The organism is Archangium minus, assembly GCF_044360475.1.
Lineage (GTDB): Bacteria > Myxococcota > Myxococcia > Myxococcales > Myxococcaceae > Archangium > Archangium minus.
On record NZ_CP043494.1, the window covers coordinates 5,553,189 to 5,573,659 of the forward strand.

At 67.3% G+C, this 20,471-nt stretch carries 19 protein-coding genes; 12 read left to right on the forward strand and 7 right to left on the reverse strand.

Annotated elements, in window-relative coordinates:
* Window positions 1-4 precede the first annotated feature (4 nt).
* From F0U60_RS22665 to F0U60_RS22675, 3 genes are read right to left on the reverse strand one after another with little or no spacing between them, the layout of a single operon-like run.
* Window positions 5-238, reverse strand: coding sequence for a hypothetical protein (locus tag F0U60_RS22665; protein WP_395823197.1), 234 nt, complete (start codon window positions 236-238; stop codon window positions 5-7).
* A gap of 20 nt (window positions 239-258) precedes the next feature.
* The gene (locus F0U60_RS22670) at window positions 259-1,524 is read right to left on the reverse strand and encodes a TCR/Tet family MFS transporter (RefSeq protein WP_395823199.1); all 1,266 of its coding nucleotides are present in this window, start codon (window positions 1,522-1,524) and stop codon (window positions 259-261) included.
* 49 nt (window positions 1,525-1,573) lie between these two features.
* Window positions 1,574-3,667, reverse strand: a complete 2,094-nt coding sequence (locus F0U60_RS22675; RefSeq protein ID WP_395823201.1) for a hypothetical protein — start codon at window positions 3,665-3,667, stop codon at window positions 1,574-1,576.
* A 233-nt stretch (window positions 3,668-3,900) separates the two neighbouring features.
* On the opposite strand from F0U60_RS22675, the gene F0U60_RS22680 reads away from it, so the two are divergent.
* The 10 genes from F0U60_RS22680 (at window position 3,901) to F0U60_RS22725 (ending at window position 15,664) form a co-directional block, all read left to right on the forward strand.
* The gene (locus F0U60_RS22680; RefSeq protein WP_395823203.1) at window positions 3,901-5,760 is read left to right on the forward strand and encodes an SUMF1/EgtB/PvdO family nonheme iron enzyme; all 1,860 of its coding nucleotides are present in this window, start codon (window positions 3,901-3,903) and stop codon (window positions 5,758-5,760) included.
* Complete coding sequence (locus F0U60_RS22685) at window positions 5,757-7,823, forward strand: M14 family metallopeptidase (RefSeq protein WP_395823205.1); 2,067 nt, start codon at window positions 5,757-5,759, stop codon at window positions 7,821-7,823. Before F0U60_RS22680 ends, F0U60_RS22685 begins: the two co-directional genes overlap by 4 nt.
* A 93-nt stretch (window positions 7,824-7,916) precedes the next feature.
* Window positions 7,917-8,300 carry a hypothetical protein gene (locus tag F0U60_RS22690; protein ID WP_395823207.1) on the forward strand — a complete coding sequence of 128 codons (384 nt, stop codon included), beginning with the start codon at window positions 7,917-7,919 and terminating at the stop codon, window positions 8,298-8,300.
* A gap of 106 nt (window positions 8,301-8,406) precedes the next feature.
* Complete coding sequence (locus F0U60_RS22695) at window positions 8,407-8,814, forward strand: heavy metal-binding domain-containing protein (protein WP_395823209.1); 408 nt, start codon at window positions 8,407-8,409, stop codon at window positions 8,812-8,814.
* Window positions 8,811-10,181, forward strand: a complete 1,371-nt coding sequence (locus F0U60_RS22700; protein WP_395823211.1) for a TolC family protein — start codon at window positions 8,811-8,813, stop codon at window positions 10,179-10,181. Before F0U60_RS22695 ends, F0U60_RS22700 begins: the two co-directional genes overlap by 4 nt.
* Entirely contained in the window at window positions 10,178-11,530 is a 1,353-nt protein-coding gene (locus F0U60_RS22705; protein WP_395823213.1) for a multicopper oxidase family protein, read from the forward strand. The genes F0U60_RS22700 and F0U60_RS22705 overlap by 4 nt, the downstream gene beginning before the upstream one ends.
* Before the next feature lie 194 nt (window positions 11,531-11,724).
* Window positions 11,725-12,972, forward strand: a complete 1,248-nt coding sequence (locus tag F0U60_RS22710; protein WP_395823215.1) for an ATP-binding protein — start codon at window positions 11,725-11,727, stop codon at window positions 12,970-12,972.
* Between the two features lie 122 nt (window positions 12,973-13,094).
* Entirely contained in the window at window positions 13,095-13,886 is a 792-nt protein-coding gene (locus tag F0U60_RS22715; RefSeq protein WP_395823217.1) for a class I SAM-dependent methyltransferase, read from the forward strand.
* Between the two features lie 19 nt (window positions 13,887-13,905).
* Window positions 13,906-14,715 carry a GNAT family N-acetyltransferase gene (locus F0U60_RS22720; RefSeq protein WP_395823219.1) on the forward strand — a complete coding sequence of 270 codons (810 nt, stop codon included), beginning with the start codon at window positions 13,906-13,908 and terminating at the stop codon, window positions 14,713-14,715.
* 127 nt (window positions 14,716-14,842) lie between these two features.
* Window positions 14,843-15,664, forward strand: a complete 822-nt coding sequence (locus F0U60_RS22725) for a DUF459 domain-containing protein (RefSeq protein ID WP_395823221.1) — start codon at window positions 14,843-14,845, stop codon at window positions 15,662-15,664.
* Between the two features lie 9 nt (window positions 15,665-15,673).
* Here the strand turns inward: F0U60_RS22725 and F0U60_RS22730 are convergent, their stop codons facing one another.
* Window positions 15,674-15,901: a hypothetical protein gene (locus tag F0U60_RS22730; RefSeq protein WP_395823223.1), complete on the reverse strand. Its 228-nt coding sequence runs from the start codon at window positions 15,899-15,901 to the stop codon at window positions 15,674-15,676.
* Window positions 15,902-15,963: 62 nt separating this feature from the next.
* On the opposite strand from F0U60_RS22730, the gene F0U60_RS22735 reads away from it, so the two are divergent.
* The gene (locus F0U60_RS22735) at window positions 15,964-16,932 is read left to right on the forward strand and encodes a multidrug resistance efflux transporter family protein (RefSeq protein ID WP_395823225.1); all 969 of its coding nucleotides are present in this window, start codon (window positions 15,964-15,966) and stop codon (window positions 16,930-16,932) included.
* 15 nt (window positions 16,933-16,947) lie between these two features.
* Here the strand turns inward: F0U60_RS22735 and F0U60_RS22740 are convergent, their stop codons facing one another.
* Window positions 16,948-17,331: a hypothetical protein gene (locus tag F0U60_RS22740; RefSeq protein ID WP_395823227.1), complete on the reverse strand. Its 384-nt coding sequence runs from the start codon at window positions 17,329-17,331 to the stop codon at window positions 16,948-16,950.
* A 13-nt stretch (window positions 17,332-17,344) separates the two neighbouring features.
* Window positions 17,345-18,526 carry a cytochrome P450 gene (locus tag F0U60_RS22745; RefSeq protein ID WP_395823229.1) on the reverse strand — a complete coding sequence of 394 codons (1,182 nt, stop codon included), beginning with the start codon at window positions 18,524-18,526 and terminating at the stop codon, window positions 17,345-17,347.
* Between the two features lie 212 nt (window positions 18,527-18,738).
* Between F0U60_RS22745 and F0U60_RS22750 the strand changes: the two genes are divergently transcribed.
* Window positions 18,739-19,077: a hypothetical protein gene (locus F0U60_RS22750; protein WP_395823231.1), complete on the forward strand. Its 339-nt coding sequence runs from the start codon at window positions 18,739-18,741 to the stop codon at window positions 19,075-19,077.
* A gap of 21 nt (window positions 19,078-19,098) precedes the next feature.
* On the opposite strand, the gene F0U60_RS22755 is transcribed toward F0U60_RS22750, so the two are convergent.
* Window positions 19,099-20,388, reverse strand: coding sequence for an OmpA family protein (locus F0U60_RS22755; RefSeq protein WP_395823233.1), 1,290 nt, complete (start codon window positions 20,386-20,388; stop codon window positions 19,099-19,101).
* Between the last annotated feature and the right edge of the window lie 83 nt (window positions 20,389-20,471).

The window sequence follows — 20,471 nt, forward strand, 5'->3', positions numbered from 1 at the left end:
GGCGTCAGCCCTCGGAGCCGGGGCGCCGGCCGAGCAACTCCAGCGCACGCAGGGCTGCATCTCCCAGGGATTGCTGGCACGGGAAGCAGCCCTCGCCGCAGCAGGCGGGCCACTCCGAGGAAGGCGTCTGGAGCATCTGGCTCACCGCCGACCGATAGGCGAGGGGCAGGCCCACTTCCACACAGGCCTGCTGCACCGCCTCCTTCACGGTCGGATCATTCACGTCCACGTCACTCATATGCTCGGCTCGTGTGGCGGTCAGGCGGTGGGAGTGGTGGCGAGCGGAGCGGCTTCCGAGCGTGAGCGGGTGACTCGCCCGGCCAGCCCCATGGCGAGCACGAGCAGCCCCGCGGCGAGCAAGAAGGGGGCGCCGGGCAGGTTCCAGTCAATGCGCGGGCCGATGAAGTACGCGAGCGTCTGCGTGAAGAGCCCGGGGCCGATCATCCCCGCGATGCCCATGAGGCTCGAGAGCGCGCCTTGGAGCTGGCCCTGCTCGGACGAGCTGATGCGGCTCGACATCAGGCCCTGCGACGAAGGCCCGAAGAGCCCCCACAGCGACATCACCGGCACGCCGAGCCAGAACAGCACACCGGTCGGCGCCAGGCCGTAGATGACAAAGCCTGCCATGCCGAACGAGAGCCCTATCAGCAGCGTGCGCCGCTCGCCCAGGCGCTTGACGAGTGGCCGCACCAGACCGCCCTGGACGATCAGCGAGAAGACGCCCACGCTCGCCATGGTGAGCCCGACGGTGCGCTCGTTCCAGCCGAAGCGGTAGCTGCCATACAGGACGAACACGCTGGGCAGCGCGACATGGGCGAGGTTGTAGAGGAAGTGGACGCTCGCGAGCCCGAGCACCTCGGGATTGGAGCGCAACAGACGCAGCGCACCCACGGGGTTGGCGCGCTTCCAACTAAAGCCCTTGCGCTGCTCGGGGGGCAGGGACTCGGGCAGGACGAACAGGCCATACATCGCGTTCGCCAGGCTCAGGACGGCCGACACCCAGAAAGGCATGCGCGGATCCACATCACCCAGCACGCCGCCGAGCGCGGGCCCCAGCACGAAGCCCACGCCGAAGGCAGCGCCGATCAACCCGAAGCTGGCGGCGCGCTTCTCCGGCGGCGTCACGTCCGCGATGTAGGCGCTGGCCGTGCTGATGCTCGCCGAGGTGATGCCCGAGATGACGCGGCCCAGGAACAGCCAGTTCAGCGTCGGTGCCAGGGCCATGAGGATGTAGTCGAGCCCCAGCCCGAAGTTCGACAGGAGGATGACCGGCCGGCGGCCGAACCGATCGGAGAGCGCGCCGAGCACCGGGGAGAAGACGAACTGCATCAGCGCCCAGACCGTGGAGAACAACCCGAAGACCTCGGCCGCCCGCGCGGTGTCACCGTTCAGGAATCCGACGACGATCTTGGGCAACACGGGGATGATCATCCCCATGGCCAGGATGTCGAGCAGGACGGTCACGAAGATGAAGACCAGCGCGGTACGGCGCGGGGCTACGGGGGCATTCGGTTCAGCGGGCATGGGCGCCGACGTCCTAGCACCTTCCAGGGCCTGACGTGGAGGCCCTGGGTCAGAACTTCTCGGACGAACAACGGACGAAGGTCCCGGCAGGCGCGCAGGTGGCTTTCTTCACGATGTTCCAATCGGCCTGGGTCCAGATGGTCTGGGCCCAAGTAGCGATTTCGTCGACCAGGGTGGGGTTCACGCCGTGGTACTTGAACTGCGGGAGCATGAACCAGAGGCGGTTGCCGAGGGTGCCATCGTAGAAGCCGTTGATGGTTTCTGTCGTGCTCGCGCCGCCACCATTCCACCAGTCCTCCTTGGCGTACTGGCGCGTCTTTTCCCACCAGGTGGTCAGCAGGGCCTCCATGATGGCCTTGCGCTCCTGGGGGGTGATGTCGACCCAGCCCGTCATGTAATCGGGCGCCACCAGGCGGCTCAGGTCGGCCGCGTACAGCGGACACCATCCGGCCGAGTTCGGCGCATTGGGCTTGAGCGTGTTGTTCGCGATCTGCATCCCCTTCGTCACCCAGAGTGTGAGCAGCCCACTGGCGGGGGGCTTGCCGGGGGTCCCCGCCTGGATGTTCTTGATGAAGCCATACGAGTAGCCCCAGTCGATCGGCCGCTGGGCATTGCGCTCCGAGCCATCCGAATGGTTGCCATTGAAGAGGATGAGGGTGAGCTGGTACCACACCGTCGAGAAGTAGTTGAACATCAACGCGTTGTTGTCATTGATGCCCGTGTTGTTCTTGGGCAGCTTGAGCATGTGCGGCGAGGTGTCGAAGCTGTTGTTCTTCATCCAGCCGCGTGCATCTCGCGAGGTGGGGAACAACTGGCGTTGATAACCTTCGAAACCGAACTCCTGCATGATTTCCCACGTCTTCACCAGGTGCCAGAGCCCGGTGGCGTACACCTTCCGCGAGTAGTTGATATCCAGGCCCGTGGTGGCGTTCGGGTACCTCGGGGAGATGAACTCGTAGAGGTACTGATTCCAGGACGAGTGGGGGATGTTGAGCTCGTTCCTGTAAGTGGTATAGCCCGCCGCCTTGACCTTCGCGGCCAACTCTCGCATGGGGGCGCTGGTGCCCGTCGCGGTGCCCTCACCGGCATAGGCCTTGTTGACCTTGTGGTTGATGAAGGCATCACCCCAGGCGTCCTTGGGATGGATGCCCGGCAGCCAGTGGTTCCAGTCGGGCAACTGGAGGGCGATGGGCATCTCCCGGGCGCTGAGGTTCGCCGTCGTGGCGACGGCCGCCTTCGTGATGCCTGAAGGGAAGATGTACTTGAGAATGTCGCGATCCTTCTCCAGGACCGCGTCGATTCCGGCTCCCGCCGACCATTCCGCGACAGGCTTGGAGTCCAGCCCCGGTCCGGGCTGGTACGGCGGATTCCACGGCCGCCCCGGCGTCGGCACGCCCGGCAGGCTTCGGATGTACGAGGCGATCTTGTTGCCTTCCGTCTCGGTCAAGCCGTGGAACTTCGAGCGCTCAACGATGGAGTAGTTTGAATAATTGAAATACTTCAGGTCCCGCCCGTCCTGGGTATGGCAGTCCATGCACCGGGCGCGCAGGACCGTGGAGTCTTTGTAAGAGCGCACCAACTGCCGCGTGCGCCAGAGCTTCTCGCCCTCGGCGATGGAGGCCGCATCGGTGTACGGCGCCTTCCAGTTGGTCGGATTGTCCACCTGGAAGCTGGAGTCCGGCAGGACGCGGCTTCCGTCGGCCCGCAGCAGGTTGAGCTTCAGCACCCGGTAGCCAATGGACCGCCCGTCCGTGGTGTTGAACCGGAAGGTGAGCTGGTTCGTGCCCGTGACGAGCGCTCCGGTGGGCACGTTCACGTTCAGCTTCAGCGTCGCGAAGCCTCCGCCAATGCCTCCGTAAGTCTTTCCGAGCCCCTCTACCGTCACCGTGGTGTTGTTCAGGTTCACCCAGGTGCCGGTGTTGAAGCGGACGCTGCCTTTGTCCGCGTAGGTCAGGTTGTGGACCTGCATCCAGAGCCGCAGTGGCTGTTGGGCGTCCTGCGAGGTCAGGTCAAAGGTCACTGTTTGCGTCAAACCCTCACGGCCGAGGACCTCAATGGGCAGACGAATGGGCGCGGCGAGCTCTCCGGCGTCTTCGCGGAAGCCATCCGGCACCTCCTCGGATGGGAACTCAGGCGACTCCATGTCTCCTGGGGCTGCGAGGCAACCCGTGAACACCAACGACAGCCCCGCCACGAAGCCGAGGCTGAAAAAACGAGAGAAGGGGATTTGTTGGATAGTCGACATTGCTTTGAGACGAAATCATCCGCCTAAAGCAACTGTCTGAAAAGCAGGGCAGGGGTTGAGCGCTTCCCTGCCAGCGAGGACCCCAAGCGATTTCCTCTCTCTGGAAGAGGGCCGGGGTAGCATCCGCCGCGATGGGATTTGCAAAGTTGCTGCTGCTGTGGATCGCGACGGCGGTGCCGTGTGAGAGCACACCGCCCCCCGGGATGGTGTGCATCGAGGGCGGAGACGCCATCGTGGGCGCCGATGACCGCACCCCCGCCGAGCGACCTCGGCACAAGGTGTTCGTCGAGACGTTCTACTTGGATGCGAAGGAGGTCACGGTCGGCGAGTACAGCCGCTGCGAGCGCGCGGGTGCGTGCCCCCGGTTGCCCCGCCCGTCGTACTACGCGCGCTTCCAGCGCCCCGAGCTTCCGGCCGTCCCAATCACCTGGGACATGGCGCACCAGTACTGCGTGTTCGCCGGCAAGCGGCTGCCCACCGAGGTCGAGTGGGAGAAAGCCGCGCGGGGGCCCGAGGGACGGACGTTCCCGTGGGGAGAGGCACCGCCGACGTGCGAGAAGGCCAACTACAAGGGCTGCCCGGGAAACACGACGTTGCCACCCGGCAGCTTCCCGCCCGGACCCTATGGCGTCTATGACCTCGCGGGGAACGGCTACGAGTGGGTGAAGGACTGGTGGTCCCCCTGCTACCAGGGCTGTGACAAGGCGTGTGGCGAGGCCTGTCTTGGCGCCAACCCGCGCGGGCCCTGTGATGGGGCTCGCCCGTGCAAGGGCCACACGCAGCGGGTGCTCAAGGGGGGCTCGTGGTACTGGCCCGAGGACATGCTGCGCGGCTCCTGGCGGCGCGGCCAGCTCCCCGAGAGCGGGCTCCACCGACTGAGCTTCCGCTGCGCGTCGTCGACGACCCAGCTGTCGGCCTGGCCACCCCGGTTCATGACCGAGCCCCCGGCTCGGCCCGCGGACCCCGCACCGCCGAGCGAGGAGGAGCGCGCGAAGGCCCTCGCGGTCGTCGAGGACACCGACATCTTCCAGATTCCCCTGTGCGGGCGCACGGGGAGGGCGCGCGTCGATTGCCGCGACCCGATGAGCTACATCAAGTCAAACGAAGCGCTCCAATACCTCTTCGGTGATGCCATCAAGAACGTGGGGGGCGGCTACGTCGGGCTCGGTGCCGATCAGGGCTACTCGTTCATCGCGCACGCCCGGAGCCAGTGGGCGTGGATCTTCGACTACGACCCGACGGTGATCCGGCTCCATCACGTGCTGAGGGCCGTGGTGAAGCGCGCGGCGACTCGCGAGGACTTCGTCGCGGCCTTCACCGACAAGCGCGCGGCGGCGACGCGTGCCGCCATCGAGGAGGAGTGGTCAACGCTGCCGACGGAAGAGCGCGCCGCCATCAAGGGCGTGTTCGAGCGCGCGCGGCGCTCGTTGTGGGCCAACTATGCGCGCCAGCTGCGGCCCGCTCGCTGGACGGAGGGGTTCGGTTGGCTCCAGACGGATGAGAACTACCGCTACGTGCGGCTGCTCTTCGAGCAGGGGCGTATCGTCGCCCTCAAGGGCAACATGCTCACGGACAAGGCGCTGCCGTCGATCGCTCGCGCGGCTCGTTCTCTGGGGGTGCCCATCCGTGTCTACTACCCGTCGAACGCCGAGGAGCAGTGGAAGCAGCTGCCTCCCCAGTACCGGGAGAACGTGCGACAACTGCCGTTCGACGAGCGCAGCGTGATCCTCCGGACCTTGATCACCCACCGGTTCCACAAGTCGGACTCCCGTTGGCACTACATCGTCCACGGGGGACTGCATGCCCAGGAGCACCTCGCGCTCCCGGGGTACGAGAACGTCTGGAGCTTCATGGAGGACCGTCAGCAGGTGGGGGCCTACCTCTCCACCGTGGTGGCCTCGGGCACGCAAGGGGCTCCCAAGCGGGAGCGCTACCTCGACTTCCTGAGCTACATCGGCATGCCCTCGGGGCGTACGGAGCCCACGCTGTGAGGTTTTCGGGGGCTCTCATCCTCGCCCTCCTGCTCGTCGCGGGCAGCGCGCGGGGTGAAGGCTATCCCATTCCTCGGGGAGAGCACCCGGTCGCGTGGAAGGCAGCAGGGTCCATCGGAGAGTGGCGGATCGAGGAGGCTGCGCTCTCCCTCGCCAAGCCGAGCGCGCCTCGCAACTTCTTCATCCAGGAGCAGGTGGCCGCCTCCCCGGTGCCGTTCGTGCGCGCTCGGATTCAGAACTCCGCTCGCGCCGATCTGGCGATCCTGTTCCGTGCGAAGGTGCGCGCGACCGAGCCTCTGTTCGCGCTCACGGGTTATGGCTTCTACCTGGATGCGCGCAACGAGACGCTCGGGTTCGTGCGCTACGACGGGACGCGCTCCGATGACAGCGGCGTGCGCTCCAAGGTGCGCGGGCTCGCGAAGGTGGGGGAGCTTGAGCTCGTGCTCTTCCTCGCGGGGCCTGCCTTCGCCGCCCACGTGTACGACGCCCGCACCAAGGCGGAGCTCGCGAGCCTCGTCTGGTCCGACTCGGCGTTTTCCGAGGGCTCGCTCGGGGTGTACGCGAACAAGAGCCAGCCGCCCGAGGTGAAGGTGTCCCTGTTCGTGCCGGACCCGCCACCCCAGGAGGCCTCGGCACGTGATGGCCTCCCGTCTGGGTGGCTCGTGCGTGTCGAGCGGGGCCTCCAGTTCGCTCCGGAGCTGCGCCGCCACCTGCGCCGCGCCGCACGCGAACCAGATGCCGATGTGTACGTGGCCAGCGAGCTCGGCGTGCACCTCTTGCGCACACGTGCCATCCGGACGCGCGACGTGCGGCCCGGTGTCCCGTACCGCTTCCAGGACGCCTCTTTCGAGGAACGCCTCGCCCGTGCACGCAAGGCGCCTCCGCGCGACGCATTCGTCGAGGGTATCAAGGACCCTGAGCTCATTGAACGCGCGATGAGGGCGCTCGCTGCTCGCGACCCGGAGCGCACGCGCATCATCGAGATCGGTCGCACGCATGAGGACCGGCCCATTCTCGCGCTGCTCATCGGCGAGTCGCTCGATGATCACTCACGCCCGGCGGTGCTGCTGTGCGGCGGGACCCATGCGAACGAGGTGGTCACTCCCGAGCCGCCGCTCGACGCCGCGCGCTGGCTGTTGGAGAACCCGAGAGAGCCACGTGTCGCGCGCTGGTTGCGCACGTTCCACTTCGTCATCGTCCCGCTCGTCAACCCAGACGGCAGCCAGGGGTACTGGCACGAGTCCACCGAGCGCGGGCGGACCAACCGGCGACGGGACGCACAAGCCGTCGAGCTGGGACTGCTCGAGTACGGCGTCGACCTCAACCGCAACTATCCCTTCGGTTGGAAGAACATCGAGGATCGCTTCAACAGCGATGATCCACGCTCGCGGTTCTTCCGAGGGCCTTCCGCGGGCTCGGAGCCCGAGGTGCAGGCGATGATGCGGCTGGGCGAGGCGTGGCGCTTCGTCGCGATGGTGTCGTACCACGCAGCCGCCAGCCGAGTGCTCGTGCCGTACACCGTCGAGGGGGCCCGCGAGCCCGAGCCCTCGGCCGCATGGTCGGTGGCTCCTGCGATGATCGACGCGGTTCGCCGGCTCCCTGAGGGGAAGCGCTACGAGGCCGTGAGCCGCCTCTATCCCGTGGGGGGAACGGATCAGGATTGGTTCTACTGGAGCTTCGGGACGCTCGCGTACCTGGTGGAGCTGCCGTTCTCGGCTCCGAGCGCTCGCCGGCCTCTCGCCCCAATGCTCGAGGGGGCGCGTACCCTCTGGCAGGTGCTGGTCGATCGATTCCTCGAGGGTCCGTCGCTCACGGTCCGGGTGCCCGAGGCGTTCCGGGCGGAAGGGCCTGTGACAGTGGCCATCGATGAGATCGCCTGGCCGAATGGGGAGCGCTTCTCCGCGCATCCAGAGTCCGGCGTGTTCCACACCTATCTCCCGGCCGCCGGGCACTACACGGTGCGTGCCACGAGCCCTTCTGGGAGGACGGTGTCGCGCACCGTTGAGGTGGGCGCGGGCCACGAGGTGGTCGCGCTCGATGACGGGGCAGAGCGCGGTCCTTGAAGTCCAGCGCCAGGCAGAGCTGTAAGAGTCCTGGGTCTGCTGCGTCTTCGTAGGTGCTTGCGGAGCGCCCAACGGAAAGGTAGTTCTCAGGCCGTGATAATCCGGCTCGTCGCTATCGTCTTCGCCCTGCTGCTGTCGATGCAGGTCGCCGCCCTCCCGGGCGGGACGATGCTGGTGTGCCGTTACACCGGACAGCGGGTTGCCCCGTGCGCCTCCTGTCCCGGGAAGAAGCCCGTCGAGGAGAAGCGGGTCCTTCCCCAGGGCTGCTGCGAAATCCAGCAGGGTCATCGGGTGGACGTGGACGGCGCGGCCACCGCGCTCGACTGGACGCCACGTTTCCACGCGGTCGAGCTGCCGACGGTGGCCCTCTGGCAGCCGCCGGAGCCTCCCTCGGAGCCGGTGCTCCGGGTCCGCTCCGGGCATGATCCGCCCCCTCGGGCGCGGCTGTTCCTCTCGTTGCGACAGCTCCTCATTTGAGCCGGCTTTCCCGCCGCCGTGACTGGATGTGGCCTCGTGCTGCTCCAGAACGGGTGGCGTGTGTCCTTTGGCCGTCGCTCGAAAACCCTTTCCTCAGGTTCATTCAATGTCTGTCTCGACGAAGCTCGTGGCCGGAGCCCTGGCTCTTGGCCTGTCCGCTTGCGCCTTCGGTGCCGCGGAGCGTGTTCCTTCTCTGTCCGATCCCTCCAACCCGGAGGCACCCGAGTCCCCGGTGCGCGGCATGGCCGCCGTGCTGGCCGACAACGCCTCCTCCTTCCCATCCCATCCGGCTCCAGCGGGAGCGGCGAAACACTCGGAACACTCACACCCCGGTGGCGCGGACGCGGGCACTCCTGCCGCCACCGGCTACGTGTGTCCCATGCACCCAGAGGTCACCTCGCCCGAGCCGGGGCGCTGCCCGAAGTGCGGGATGAAGCTCGTTCCCCAGAAGCCCTCCGAGGCCAAGCCCTCGGGTGGGCATGAACACTCCCATGGGCACGAGGGCCACCGATGAGCCGCTTACTGCCCACGGTGGCCTTGTCCCTGTTCGCCGCCGGGTGCGCGACGCTGTCGCCCGAGCGCGGGCATGCGGAGCTCGGTGCCCTGGTCCAGGAGCGCGTGTCGGTTCCGACGGGTTGGGAGAAGGGTTCGCCTCCCCCCGAGGCGGTTCGCGCTCACGTCCTGGAGCTGCTCCGCGACGGGCTCACGCGCGAGGAGGCAGTGCGCATCGCGTTGGTGAACAACCCGTCTCTGCAGGTCGAGTACGAGGAGCTGGGTGTCTCCCAGGCAGAGCTGGTGGAGGCGGGACTGCTGCGCAACCCCACGATTGGCGCGCAGGTCCGAGCCCCCAACGAGCCGGGCCTGGGCCTCAGCATCGAGTTCTCCATTGTGCAGGAGCTGCTCGATCTCTTCATGCTCCCGGCGCGCAAGCGCATCGCCCGGCAGCAGTTCGAGGCAGACGTGTTGCGTGCCGCCCATGAGGCGCTCAACGTGGTGGCGGAGACACGGGATGCCTACACGGCGGCGCAGGCGGCCGAGAGGCTCCTGCGGTACCAGGCGCAGATCGTCGCCGCTGCCGAGGCCGCGGCCACGCTGGCCAGGATGCAGTACGACGCTGGCAACATCTCCGAGCTGGACCTGGGCATCACGCAGACCGCCTGGGAGGAGGCCCGGCTTGCCCTGGCGAGTGAGGAGCTGGAGCTCGTCGAACGCCGTGAGCGATTGAACCGGCTGCTGGGGCTCTGGGGCGAGAACACGGAATGGACCGTGAGCGAAGCTCTCCCGGAGCTCCCGTCCGAGGAGCCGGGACTGGAACACCTTGAGCGGCTCGCCTTGCGGCGCCGGCTGGATATCGATGCCGCGCGCAAAGAGGTGGCGCTGATGGATCAGTCGGTCTCGCTGGCACGCAGCTCCCGGTTCATCGGGACCGTGGAGGTGGGGGTGAGCACGGAGCGCGAGTCGGATGGACTGCGGTTCACCGGGCCCAGCCTCGTGCTGGAGCTGCCCATCTTCGATCAGCGCCAGGCGCTCATCGGGCGGCTGGAGGCGCAGCGACGGCAGGCGGAGCGGCGGCTGACGAAGCTGTCCGTGGACGCACGCTCGGAGGTGCGGATGGAGCGGGCGCGGCTGCAGACGGCGCGGCGGCAGGCGGAGCACTACACGAAGGTGTTGCTGCCCCTGCGCAGGCGCGTCGTCGAGCAGGCACAGCTTCAATACAACGCCATGGTGTTGAGCCCGTTCCAACTCCTCGATGCGCGGCGCGACGAAGTGCAGACGTACCGGCAGTACGTGGAGACGCTGAGGGATTACTGGAACGCCCGGAACGCATTGGAGAACGCGGTAGGCGGCAGGCTGACGGACGAGAAGGGAGACGCGCGATGAGCACGCGAGACACGAAGGGACTGAGCCGGCGGCAGATGCTCGTCGCCAGCGGAATCGGTGTGGCGGGTGGGGCGCTGTTGGCGTCCAGAGAAGCGCGGGCGGAAGAGCGCTCACACGTAAGCCAGAGGCACCAGCCTCCCGCGCGGCCCGGTCGGGACTACCAGCCGGTGGTGGTACCCAACGGCTCCAAGCTGCCGTGGAAGGTGGTGGACGGAGTGAAGGTGTTCCACCTGGTGGCCGAGGAGGTGGAGCACGAGTTCGCGCCGGGCTTGAAGGCGCTGTGCTGGGGCTACAACGGCCGCGTGCATGGTCCCCTCATCGAGGCGGTGGAGGGGGACCGGGTGCGCTTCTACGTCACCAACCGTTTGCCGGCGCCCACCACGGTGCACTGGCACGGGCTGCTGCTGCCGAGCGGCATGGACGGAGTGGGGGGACTCAACCAGCGGGCCATCAACCCGGGCGAGACGTTCAAGTACGAGTTCACCCTGCGCCAGTCCGGGACGCTGATGTACCACTCGCACCACGATGAGATGACGCAGATTGCCCTGGGCATGACGGGGCTCTTCATCGTCCACCCGCGCCAGCCGCGGGGGCCTCGGGTGGACCGCGACTTCGCCCTGATGCTGCACGAGTGGAAGCTGGAGCCCGGGGCTCGGCGGCCGGACCCGAACGCGATGAACGACTTCAACCTGCTCACGCTCAACGGCAAGGCCTTCCCGGGGACGGCGCCGTTGGTAGTGAAGACGGGGCAGCGCGTGCGCATCCGGCTGGGGAATTTGAGCCCGATGGATCATCACCCCATCCACCTGCACGGCTACCAGTTCCGCATCACGGAGACGGACGGTGGGGTCATCCCCGAGTCCGCGCGGCAGCCGGAGACCACGGTGTTGGTGCCTGTGGGCAGCACGCGGACAGTCGAGTTCGTCGCGGACGAGCCAGGCGACTGGGCGATGCACTGCCACATGACGCACCACGTGATGAACCAGATGGGGCACGGCATGGCGAACCTCATCGGGGTGAAGCCAGGCAACTTCGACGAGAAGGTGCGCCAGCTGCTGCCGAACTACATGACGATGGGCCAGGCGGGCATGGGGGACATGGAGGAGATGGGCATGCCCGTTCCAGCCAACAGCATTCCCATGGTGGGAGGCCACGGGAGGTACGGCGGCATCACCATGGGAGGCATGTTCACGGTGCTCAAGGTGCGTGACCGGCTCGACAGCTACGCGGACCCGGGCTGGTACGAAAACCCGGCGGGCACCCAGGCGCTGACGGCGGCCGAGGCGGACCTGATGCGCGACGGCATCGACGTCCACGGCAACCCGGGCGCTACCGACGGAAACGCCTGACCCTCCAACCCCTCGCCTTCCGTGGGAGGGCGGGGGGTTGCGCGTGTCCGGAAGCTATTCCTGGAAGGTCTGGCGATCACTCATCCACCATGAATACCTGCCCGGGAGGCGATGCGGCACGCGCTGCCCTGTGTCCTCGCGGACGTGCCTGCCTCGCGACATGCGGGTTCTTCGGAGCCGGGGAGCGCGTTGTTATGAGCGTGACTCCCACCTTGGCCATCTCGCTCGAGTCCCCCGCTCCCGATATCCGTCGTGGTCACACCAGCGAGCCCTTGGATGAGGAGGTTGCGGCCGTAGGCCGCATCGAAGCCATCAAGACAGTGCTGCGGGTGCTACTACGGACGACGGGTCTGCGCCTGGCGGTGGTGTCGCACGTCACGGCCGAATCCTGGACATGCTGCGCGGTGCTGGACGAAATGAACTTCGGGCTCGAGCCCGGCGACACGCTGGAGATCGCGACCACCTTCTGCAACAACGTCCGCAGCTCGGCCGCGCCGCTGCTTATCACCCATGCCAGCGCGGATCCCCGGTTCACGAATCATCCGGCGCCCAGGCTCTATGGTGTGGAGAGCTACATCGCCGTGCCAGTGTACCGACGCAATGGGTCGTTCTTCGGCGTGCTCTGCGCGGTTGATGCGAAGCCGGCCGAGCTCAGCGAGGACCTGCTGGAGATCTTCCGCCACCTGGCGGACCTCGTGGGCTACCAGCTCGAGCATGAGGAGGAGCTGGGACAGCGTGATGCACAGTTGCTGGGGGCCCGGGAGGCCGCCCAGCTGCGCGAGCAGCTCATTGGTATCGTGAGCCACGACCTGCGCAGCCCCCTCAATGCCATCTCCTTGTCAGCCGCGACGCTCATGCGCCGCACGGACCTGGACGATCGGGCGCGCCGGGGTCTCACCCGCATCCTGGATTCAGCGGACCGCGCCAACCGGCTCATCCTCGACCTGCTGGACTTCACCCAGGTGCGCATGGGCAAGGCACTCCCGATGCAGCGCAAGCCCATGGACTTGCACATGCTCGCTCAGCAGGTGGTGGATGAGATGCAGCTCGCCGCTCCGGAGCGACCCCTTGTCTTGCACTGCGAAGGGGATGGACGGGGGGATTGGGATGGCGATCGCATCGCGCAGGTGCTCACCAACCTGCTCACCAATGCGTTGAAGTACAGCCCCGCCGACGCGGACATCCGGATAGAGACTCGCGGCGAGGAGGAGGCGGTGCTCCTCCGTGTGAGCAACGGAGGCGCCCCCATCCCGGCACACCTGCTGCCCACGCTGTTCGAGCCACTGACTCGGGGAACACAGAGCGGCGGTGCGCAACGCAGCATCGGCCTGGGGCTCTTCATCGTGGACCAGATCGTCCGTGCCCACTGCGGTACCGTGGAGGTTCACTCCACCGTCGAGGCGGGAACGACCTTCGACGTCTGCCTTCCACGACACGTCTGACGCGGTGCTTCCTCCGCGCCACATGACGGAGGGCCCCCCTTTTCGTGTGGACCTCGTCAGGAAGGGCCCTCTACTCCGTGTGTGGGTGCGAAAATGCACCGCCCGGAAGACGAGGAGACGACATGAAGCCTGGAGTCGAGCTGCGGGACTACAACCGCGAGGCGTGGAACCGGCAGGTGGCGCAGGGAGACCGGTGGACGTTGCCGGTGGGGCCCGAGGTGATTGCCGCGGCGCGTCGGGGCGAGTGGAGCGTGGTGCTCACTCCGCGCAAGCCGGTACCGCGTGCGTGGTTCGGAGACCTGGTTGGCAAGGACGTGCTGGGCCTGGCGAGCGCTGGAGGGCAGCAGGGACCGGTGCTCGCCGCCGCCGGGGCGCGTGTCACGATGTTCGACTACTCGCCCGCTCAGCTTGGGCAGGACCGCTACGTGGCCGAGCGCGAGGGCCTGTCGATCCGTCTGGTGGAGGGGGACATGCGCGACCTCTCGGCCTTCGCGGACGAGAGCTTCGATCTGATCTTCCACCCCTGCTCCAACGGCTTCGTGGATGACGTGCGGCCCGTGTGGCGCGAGGCCTTCCGGGTGCTACGGCCCGGAGGGGCGTTGCTCTCGGGGTTCGCCCAGCCGGTCATCTATTTGTTCGACCCGGAGCTGGAGCAACAGGGCGTGATGCAGCTCAAGTACCGCATGCCGTACTCGGACCTCACGAGCCTCTCCGACGAGGAGCGCCGCCGCTACACCGACAAGGGCGAGCCCCTGTGTGTCGCGCACTCGCTGGAGGACCAGATTGGCGGGCAGCTCGAGGCCGGGTTCCTGCTCGCGGGCTTCTACGAGGACAAGCATGTCGAGGGAGATCGACTCTCCGAGTACCTGTCCGGATTCTGCGCCACCCGGGCCGTGAAGCCCGTGAAGCGGTAACACCCGAGGACCCCTGTCCATGACGGACCTGATCGAACGTTTGCAGTCCTATATGCGCCGGAGTGCTGCGGGACGGTACGAGTCCGTCTCGATTCCGCCCTTCACGGCGTTTTTCCTGAGCATCGACCCGCTCATCTACTTCAACTACGCCATCCCGGATGGCCCCATCACGGGAGACGTGAGCGAGCCCCTGCGGCGGCTGCGGGCGGCGTTCGAGGCGCGGCGGAGGGTTCCCCGCTTCGAGTACGTCTCCGAGCTGGCGCCGGACCTGGAGGGCAAGCTCCTCGCCGCCGGCTTCCGGCGGGAGGCCGAGGCACGGTTGATGGTCTGCACCCGCGAGAGCTTCACTCCCGTGGCGGTGCCGGAGGGGCTCTCGCTGTCGGTCCTCACGTCCGACTCTTCTCGCGAAGAGGTGCGCGCGTACTGCACCACCTCGCGGAGGGGCTTCGTCCCGGATGAGCCCTACGAGGCCACCGAGGAGGAGATCTCCAAGACGTTGGAAGATCTGAAGGGGGGCAGGGCGGTGCTGGGACGCGTGGACGGACAGCCGGCCGTGGTCGGCACGTACACCGCACCCTCCGAGGGCATCGCCGAGCTCGGTGGAGTGGCGACGATCGATCGCTTCCGCAAGCGGGGACTCGGCACCGCGCTCACGTCCCGGGTGGCCCAGGAGGCCTTCGAGCAGGGCGTGGAGGTGCTGTTCCTGAGCACCATCACCGAGGAGGCCGGTCGCATCTACGAGCGGGTGGGTTTCCGATTCGTGACGCGGATGCTCTTCTACGTCGATGCCGCACACCCCGAGGGCGCCTCGGCTCCCGTCTCCGGCTGAGGGCCGTGCGCCCGGTCATACTCCAGGCGGGCAGGCGACAGGCCGATTTGTTCTCAGCCGCCCATGGGCGCGGTAGCGTGCGCGCGAGATGGAGAATCACCTCGCTCGTCTAATTGTGTGTCTGGCCGTGCTGTTCACTGGAGTGGTGCGTGCGGCGGCCGGAGAGCCGTCGCCTGCGCCCGCGGTGGCGGAGGCCCAACGGACCCGGACCGTGCTCCTGCTCGGTGACAGCTTGATCGTCACCGGCTTTGGCGAGTCCCTCGAGAGAGCGCTGAATGAGCACCCGGGTGTCCGCGCCGTGCGGCGGGCGAAGTCCTCCACCGGGCTCGCCCGGCCCGACTTCTTCGACTGGATGAAGGTCGGACAGGAGGAGGTCGAGCGTCATGCCCCCGACGTGGTCGTCGTCATCATGGGGGGGAACGACGGGCAGGGGCTCACGGACGAGAATGGCAAGGCGAAGGTCCAGTGGGGCGCGTCCGGGTGGGAGGCCGCGTACCGCCAGCGCGTCGAGGACTTCCTGCACGTCCTCGAGGCGCCTGGCCGGAAGATCCTCTGGGTCGAATTGCCCATCACCAAGCTGCCGAACTTCGAGCGCAAGCTGCGGGTGATCCGTCGCATCCTGCGCGAGGCCGTGTCGGCCCATGAGGCCGCGACGCATCTCGACACGAAGCCGTTCTTCACCGACGCGCGGGGTGGAGTCCTGCGCGAGGCTCGGGTCGAGGGCTTCCGTAAGCCGATGCCCCTGCGGATGGCGGATGGCGTCCACTTCACGGTGGCCGGCGGCCGGTACTTCGCCAGCCAGGTCTATCCCGCGGTGATCGGACTGCTCGAATCCAGTGGGGACTCGCGGACCGCCAGCCCGGCGCCGGCCCCAAACGCGGCGCCCTGCCGTGAACCCAATGGCGCGTCCGAGGCCTCGACGACATCCGTGGCCCTTTGCCCTCCGTGAGGGTGGGTCTCAGGCCTGGCCAGGTCCCGAGTCGGTCGGAGCGGGCGCGGGAGCGGGCGCCGGCTTCTTGGGAATCAGGGAGCGGCGCGGACCCTTGATGGCGTAGTTCAGCAGCATGGCCCCCGGGAGGAGCATGCTCAGCCCCTGAGTGAGGTTGCTCGGTGGATGGACCACTGCGCCAAGGGCCATTGCGGCGAAGAGAAAACCACAGACCAGGCGGATGAGGAGGGCGTTCACAGGGGTTCCTTGGGACGGGTCGAACCATGATAACCAGGGGTTTGTCCCGTGCACGTCCGCCCATGAGAAAGTCATCGTCCGCCCTGCCCGCGATCCTGCTCGGTCTGGCCTCGGCGCTATTTTTCACCATGACCTATGTGCTCAACCGCAACATGGCGGCGGCGGGTGGGTTCTGGGCTTGGAGCGCGTCGCTGCGCTACTTCATCATGGTGCCCCTGCTGTTCGTGCTCGTGGCCGTGCGCGGGGGTTGGCCCGCGTTGTGGTCCGAGCTGCTGCGGAACCCTCGCGAGTGGTTGCTCTGGGGCAGCGTGGGCTTCGGCGTCTTCTATTCGCTCCTGACGTTGTCGGCGGACTACGGGCCCTCGTGGCTCATCGCCGGTTCCTTTCAGATCACTGCGCTCGCGGGCCCGCTGCTGTCACCGTTCATCTACACGGATGAGCGCCGGCGGGTACCGCTCAAGGCCGTGAGCATGGGCTCGTTGATCGTCATGGGCGTTCTGCTCATGCAGTTGGGCCACTTCCACATGGCCATGCCTGCCAGCGCCTGGTGGGCGTTGCTCTTCGTGGTGTGCTCCGCCGTTGCGTACCCGCTGGGCAATCGCAGGTTGATGTTGCACCTGGAGCGTGAGGGCGTCTCCCTGGATGCCAGCCAGCGAGTCCTCGGGATGACGCTGGGGAGCCTGCCGCTGTGGCTGGTGGTGGCGGTGTATGGCCATGCGCAGGTGGGGTGGCCCTCGTCGGCGCAGGTGCTGCAGTCCACGGGTGTGGCGGTCTCCTCTGGAGTGATCGCCACCATCCTGTTCTTCCGCGCCAGCCAGATGACAGCGAACAACCCGGTCGCACTGGCCGCCGTGGAGGCCACTCAGTCCACCGAGCTGCTCTTCGCGCTGCTGCTCGGCGTGCTCTTCCTGGGCGAGCCCTTGCCCTCCACGTTCAGCTTCGCGGGCGCCATGCTCATTGTGGTGGGCATGGTGCTCTACAGCCGCATCAGCGTGAGCGCCGAGCTGGAGCCTTCCGCGGTACGGATGTGAGGCGAGGCCGCGCCTTTATCCGAGCCAGGCGATGAGGGCACGGACGGCCTCCTCTCGACGCCGGGAGGTCTCCTGGACGCGCTGGAGCGTGCCCGCGAGTGCGCCCATGCCCTTCGAGGCCCGCTCGGGTGCCGTGCGGTAGTTCTCGGCGAGTTGCGCCAGGTTCTCGCGCAGCCGCGGGTGGCGCTCGCGGACCTGGGTCGGTGCAGTGTCCGACTTCACCTCGGAGACAAGTGCCGAGGCGAGCCGCTGCCACTCGTCGAGGCCCAGTCCGGTGCGGCTCGCGAAGCCACGGCGCACCATGGGCCTGACGAAGAACGGCATGGATGAGAAGTCGCGCTCCGTGTCCTCGAGGGTGTTGCGGAGCGCGGCGACGAGCGTGACGGGGTCCGAGGTCATATGGCGGCGGAGCCTACCGCACCGAACTCTCCAGGCGGAGCGGTAGGGCGAGAGGACCTCGCGCAATGATGGACTGTGACCAGGTCACGTCCCGCCGAGAGAGAGAGAAGCCGCGGATGCGCGAGAAGAGGGCCTCCAGGCCGAGGCGCGCCTCCATCCGCGCGAGCATCGCTCCCAGGCAGAAGTGGGGCCCGTGGCCGAAGGCGAGATGCCCCTGGTTCTCGCGGTCGAGGATGAATCGGTCTGCTTGGGGGAAGCGGCCCTCGTCGCGCATGGCCGCGCCAATCAGGGCGACGACGACGGAGCCGCGGGGAATCGTCACCCCGGAGAGCACCACGTCCTCGGTCGTCAGGCGGAGGCTGCTCTGCCCGGGGGGATCGTAACGGAGGATCTCCTCGATGAGCTGGGGGATGAGCGTGGGATTCTCGCGCACGCGCTCCAACTCCCGCGGGTGCTCCGAGAGCACGAGCATCGTATTGGCGAGGAGGTAGACGGTTGTCTCCACACCGGCGGGTACCAGCCCGAAGAGGAAGCTCAATAGCTCCTCGTGCGTCAGTGCCTCCGTGCGGATCAGCTCGCTCACGAGCTCCTCTCCAGGCTCGGTGCGCCGCGCCTCGATGAGCGCGTTGAAGCAGCGTTCCATCTCCGCGAGGCTGTGGCGGATCTCCGCCATGCGCTGGGGTGAAGGCTGACTGGCGGGGATGCTGACCAGATCATCCGCCCAACCCTTCAAGCGGAGGGCCATGGCGGGCTCCAGGCCGAAGAAGAGGTTGAGCACGCGGGAGGGGAGGGGCAGGGCGAAGTCGGAGATGAAGTCCACCTCCTGGCGACGCACGGCGGCCTCGGCGAGCTCCTCGGCGATGTCACGGATGCGTGACTCCCACCGACTCAGCGCCGCGCCACTGAAGGCCCGGCTGACCATGGCGCGCAGCCGCGTGTGGTCCGGCGGATCCTTCATGACCAGCGAGTCCGCCGTGGGATTGCGCTCCAGCCAGGGGGGCAGGAAGCTCTGGCCCAGGCCTGCCGACGAGAAGCGCTTCGGGTCCTTGAGAACGGTCACCACGTCGTCGTAGCGGCTGACGGCCCACATGCCCCCGGGCTCCACCTGGCACACCGCCCTTCGACGGAGCTCCGCGTAGAGGGGGTAGGGGTTGGCTCTCGCCTCGGGGGTCATCAAGTGGAGGGGCTGGTCCATGGCGCGGTTCCTCGGGCTGGGTTTGGAACCGGAGATGGCAAATGGCGGGCCAGCCGCTGGTGCCCGGGGGTGTTCGAGGGGAAACCTCGTCCACGAGAGAGGCGTGTCTCGGACGAGCCGGTCGAATCGAACGGGTGGCTCGTTCAAAATGGAAGAAAGGGAAGTGAGGCCACGTGGCGTGCTACCGTCGCGCCACCAAGGGGGACAGCCTCATGCAGATCAATCCAGCTGTTTGCATCCTCACGGGAGGCTTCAGCCTCTTCTTCCTCATCTCCGGTGTGCGCGCCCTGGTGCGCAAGCGGATGATGGTGGTCAACCCTGCCTCGAAGCAGGCCTGGCCTGGCCTGTTGGGCTCCATCCTCACCGAGGCCCGGAAGCAGTACGAGGTTCCCCAGGTCATGGAGGCGCACCAGGGTCTCCACGTGGAGGCTACCGGAGCCCAGGCCGTCGGCATGGCCTGGCTCTACATCGTGCTCGGCGTGGGGTTCCTCTTCGTGGGCGTCTTCCACTTCCTCATGGAAAACGATCTCCTCGCGTTCTTGTTCGACTGAGCCCCAAGGCAGGAGCCAGGCTCAGCGCTCGAGGATGACGAGCTCCACGCGCCGGTTGAGCTCGCGTCCGCGCGGAGTGATGTTGGGCGCCTTGGGCCGCGTGTCCGCGAGGCCCGTCGTCTCGATGCGCGCAGGGTCCACCCCCGCCTGCACGAGCAGCTCCGCCACGGTCTTGGCCCGAGCCTCGGAGAGCTGCTTCCTCGCGCTCTCATCGCCCTCCTGGTTGTCGGTGTGGCCCTCGATACGGATGCGCTGGATGGGGCTCCGCACGAGCGTGTCCACGAGCTGCTCGAGGAGGACGTTGCCACCCGGCAGCGGCGCTTCCTTGCCCTGGGGGAAGCGCAGGGGCTTGAGCAGCTCGAGCCGGTCGTTCTTCTCCTTCACGAGCTTCTTCTTCGGCGCGCGCACCAGCGTGAACTCCAGCGGTTGCGCGTTGCCTCCGGAGAGCACCACTCGGCGCGTCTGCGCGAGGAAGCCGGGGGCGATGACGTCCACCGTGTACTCGCCCGGAGTCACTTCCACCGGCGTGGGGGTCTTGGCCCCCCGCTTCAGCGCCACCTTCTGGGACGTGGCTCCGCGCACGGAGAGCGTCGCCGCCACGGGCTTGCGGAGCACCGTTGCCCGGACCAGGAGCTTCGCCTTCTGCGGCTGGGCCGTGGTGGCGGGTGGGGGCTCGGGAGTGCTCGGAGTCTTTGTCGGCTCAGGTGTCGTCGGAACCGGTGCGATCGCCACACCCGCGTCTGGGACCGGGGCCCTTTCCGGGAGGGGCTCGGGAGGCATGCTGTCCTCGAGCTTCGCGATCATCTCCGCCGTCACATCGTGCGACAGCTTGACCTTCTGCCGCGGGTCCTTCGCCTCCGGCACCAGCACAGACGTGGCCTTCACGTCCACGCGCAGCCCGCGCTGCGTCTGGAAGTTGAGCGTGGAGGTCATGTTCCACAGCAGGCCGGATGTCGGGCTGAACAGGTTCCACGACGCGTCCATGTAGACGACGTTGGACACGAGCGTGTGCGGGCCGTCCTCCACCTGTAGCGTCGTCAGCACATGAGGGCCGGGGGCGCCGAGCTTCTCCACCGACGGGACCTCGAGTGGCTTGCCGTCCAGGGTGAAGTGAACCTCGACAAGCCTGAACCCGGAGGGATCCAGTCCCGCGAAGAGCAGCCGCACCTCCGCCGGTGGGCTCTTCACCATCTCCTGGAGTTGCCGGTCCAGCTCGGCACGTACCTGCTCAACAGACGACGGTTGCTCTGCACGCACCGCGTCAACGGCGAGCAGTCCCGTGAGCAATCCGAGTTTTAGCAGCGAGTCCAAGAGTGGGGGTCCAAGCGGGTGGGGGGTCCCATTATCGCATATTGGTCGTGTTCCTCCTCTTTCTGTCGTTCTCGCTCCCACAA